This window comes from Paraburkholderia sp. (genome assembly GCF_035948235.1).
In the GTDB taxonomy this organism is placed as follows: Bacteria; Pseudomonadota; Gammaproteobacteria; order Burkholderiales; family Burkholderiaceae; genus Paraburkholderia.
Genome location: NZ_DASZJJ010000317.1, coordinates 1 through 3032, shown reverse-complemented (window position 1 = coordinate 3032; position 3032 = coordinate 1). Strand labels below are relative to the sequence as shown.

General features: G+C 63.1%; 3 protein-coding genes and 1 pseudogene. 1 reads left to right on the top strand and 3 read right to left on the bottom strand.

The window, feature by feature from the left end; genetic code table 11:
• A pseudogene (locus VG320_RS28125) lies at positions 1-618 on the top strand (mammalian cell entry protein); the annotation flags it as partial.
• 137 nt (positions 619-755) lie between these two features.
• Here VG320_RS28125 and VG320_RS28120 read toward each other — a convergent pair.
• The 3 genes from VG320_RS28120 to VG320_RS28110 form a co-directional block, all read right to left on the bottom strand.
• A complete protein-coding gene (locus tag VG320_RS28120; RefSeq protein ID WP_327203345.1) occupies positions 756-1391 on the bottom strand; it encodes a flavin reductase family protein in 636 nt (211 codons plus the stop codon).
• Between the two features lie 66 nt (positions 1392-1457).
• Entirely contained in the window at positions 1458-2132 is a 675-nt protein-coding gene (locus VG320_RS28115) for a GntR family transcriptional regulator (RefSeq protein WP_327203344.1), read from the bottom strand.
• A 197-nt stretch (positions 2133-2329) separates the two neighbouring features.
• A partial coding sequence (locus tag VG320_RS28110) for a polysaccharide deacetylase family protein (RefSeq protein ID WP_327203343.1) occupies positions 2330-3032 on the bottom strand: 703 nt, incomplete at its 5' end.

The following is a 3032-nucleotide window of genomic DNA, read 5'->3' as shown; positions in this document are numbered from 1 at the left end:
AAGCAACGTAATTTCACGATGCCGGTGACGATGGATCTGTATCCGCTGCGTCTCGTGCGCAAAAACCGCGGCGGAGCCACGCCGGCGCCGGGATCTCCGCAAGGTCGCGAGTTTATTCAGCGTCTGGTCGAGCGGGGCCTGCGCGGACAATTGCGCAACGGAAACCTGCTGACGGGCCAGCTCTATATCGCGCTTGATGTCTTCCCGAATGCACCGGCTGCGAAGTACAACCTCGACAGCGATCCGATGGAACTGCCGACTGTGCCGAACTCGCTGGAAGAACTCCAACAGCAGGTCGCCGACATCACGAAGAAACTCAATCAGATTCCGTTCGACAAGATCGGCAATAACCTGAATGAGTCGCTCAAGAGCGCGAACCAGCTGTTCGGCAAGGTCAACGACGAAGTGCTGCCGCAACTGCATGGCACGCTCGAGGAAGCGCAAAAAACCTTCAGCGCTGCGCAATCCACCTTGCAGCAGGATTCGCCGTTGCAGTCGGATGTGCATCAGGCGATGCAGGAACTCACGCGGACGCTGCAGTCGCTCAACTCGCTCACGGATTATCTGGAGCGCCACCCCGAATCACTGCTGCGCGGCAAACCAGGAGACAAGCCATGACGTTTCGCCGCCCTAAGCTGCAGTTTCAATGGCCGCTATCAAGCGGAGCTGCAGACCGCTTCGGATCGATATGCGCCTGCCGCTCCGCCGGCGAACGCCCGCTTACTGGCAGAGGATGAAACCCATCCTGCACTTCCCTACATCTCGTCCAAAACCGTATGTACGGTCGCTGTGCCGTCCTGCATGTCGAGAGAAAACCGGTTGCGCGTATCGACATAAAAGCTCGCACCAAACCGCCCAACCGGATAGTAATGCTGCAAGCGCACGCGGCAGCGCTCGCGGTCGATCAGATCGTCGCGCGCATGCAGGCGTTCGACGCGGCCGATGAAGATATGGCGGCTCGGTGTTTCGAGCGTCTCCCATAGCGTGCATTCGAACGCTACCGGCGCTTCAGCGATACGCGGCGGGCCGCCGCGCGTCGACGGCACCGGCGTGAATCCCGCGTGCGCAAGCTCGCTTTCGGACGCGGGCAGACGCTCACCGCAGGCATGCATTTTTGCGGCGATCGGTTCGTCAGTCAGATGCACCACGAACTCGTGCTCGCGCAGGATATTGGCGGCGGTGTCCTTGAGGGAATCGTCGTCGCGGCGATTCACGGACAGCATCACGATCGGCGGTTCTTCGCCGAGCATGTTGAACATCGAGAACGGCGCGGCGTTGATCACGCCGCCGGGACTCAGGGTCGTCACGAGCGCGATTGGCCGCGGCACGATAAGCCCCGCCATCAGTTTGTAACGCTCATAGGCCGTGAGTTCGTTGAAGTCGATTTCCATAGCGTTCCTGCGCGTTCTCGCACCTTCAGGCGCGTTCGTTAGGGTCGCGGCGGCGCGCCGCGCGCATCAGCTGCGCACGCTGCCCACCTTCGGTTCAGCCAGTCCGAGCAGCGAGGCCAGGCTCTTTTCGCCGCGCATGCGCGTCGTTTCGATGCGCTGTTCGAGATCGACGAGGTGCGCCTGCATGCGCGCAATCGCGCCTTCGGCGTCGCGCTGCGCAATGCACTCGACGATGGCCGCGTGTTCGTCGTGCTCGCAAGGCGCGTAGCCCGGCGGCTCATACAATCCGACGATCAGCGAGCAGCGCGACACCAGCTCGACCAGATAGCGTTGCAACACCGCATTGCCCGCAAGCGCGGCCACGCGCAAATGAAAATCGCTCGCCAGACGCGCCCATGAAGGTTGGTCGAAGCGGTGCATTGCCGCGTGTTCGTCATCGAGTTGCTTGCGCAACTGCGCGAGATCGGCGTCCGTTACGCGCGCGACGGCCAGTTCGACCAGCGCGCGTTCGAGCGCGCGGCGCGCCTCGAAAATCGTGCGCGTTTCCTCGGGCGTGGGCTCCGCGATCACCGCGCCCTTGTTGGGCCGCAGCGTGACGATGCCGTCGTGCGCGAGCTTTTCGAGCACGCGTCGCACCGTTGCGCGGCCCACATCGAACAGCTGGCACAACTCCGGCTCCGGCAGTTTCGTGCCCGGCGTGAGCCGATGCGCGAGCACGCCATCGACGATGGTGCGGTACATCTGTGTTTCGATGCCCGTTTCAGTTTCAGTTTCAGTTTGCTCCGGCTCCGCACGGCGCGTCGCGCGCGCCGCGTCTGCTTTCACAGCGGTCTTCTTCGCGGCAGGTTTCTTCACGGCGGTCGGTCGAATCGGTCGGCTAGTAGACATGATGAGCAAGGCGTGCGGCGCAGGCATGATGATGGGGAACGTGCGCCAGTTTAGCGGATCGTCGCCGCGATTCCGGGCTGCGTTCCAGCCTCGACTGCGTCCATATGCGCGCTGAGCGCGCCGGGCGTCGTCATCCAGATCGTGCCCGCGCGCGACGCCTGAGCGATATGCGCGAGCGCTCGTCTGAGATGCCGCAGCCGGTACGGCTGCCCCACCAGATATGGGTGCAGCGCGATCCCCATTACCAGCGGCTGCCCGCGCGTGGGGTGCGCCGCCTGGGTTAGCATTTCGTCGAATTGATCGACGATCATGTCCGCGAAAGCCGCGCCATCGAGCTGCCGCCCGACGATCATCGGAATGTCGTTCACTTCCTGCGGATACGGAATCGACCACAGCGGCCCATGTTCGGTGCGCATGCGCACGGGCCGGTCGTCGTGACACCAGTTGAGCGTATAGCGATAGCCCGCCTGCGCGAGCAGATCGGGCGTGTGGTGCGTCTCCGAGATCCACGGCGACAGCCAGCCAGCCGGCGTCTGCCCCGTGAGCGCCGCAATACGCGCGCGACAATGCACGATCAGATCGCGTTCGTGCGCACGCTCGAAGTCGCTTTGCCGGTGTGCGTTGGTATGGCCATGCGCGATCAGCTCGTCGCCGCGCTTTACACAGACATCGATAAGCTCCGGGCAATGATCGAGCAGCGCGGTGTTCATGATGATGCCCGCAGGCAGCGCCAGATCGTCGAACAGATCGAGA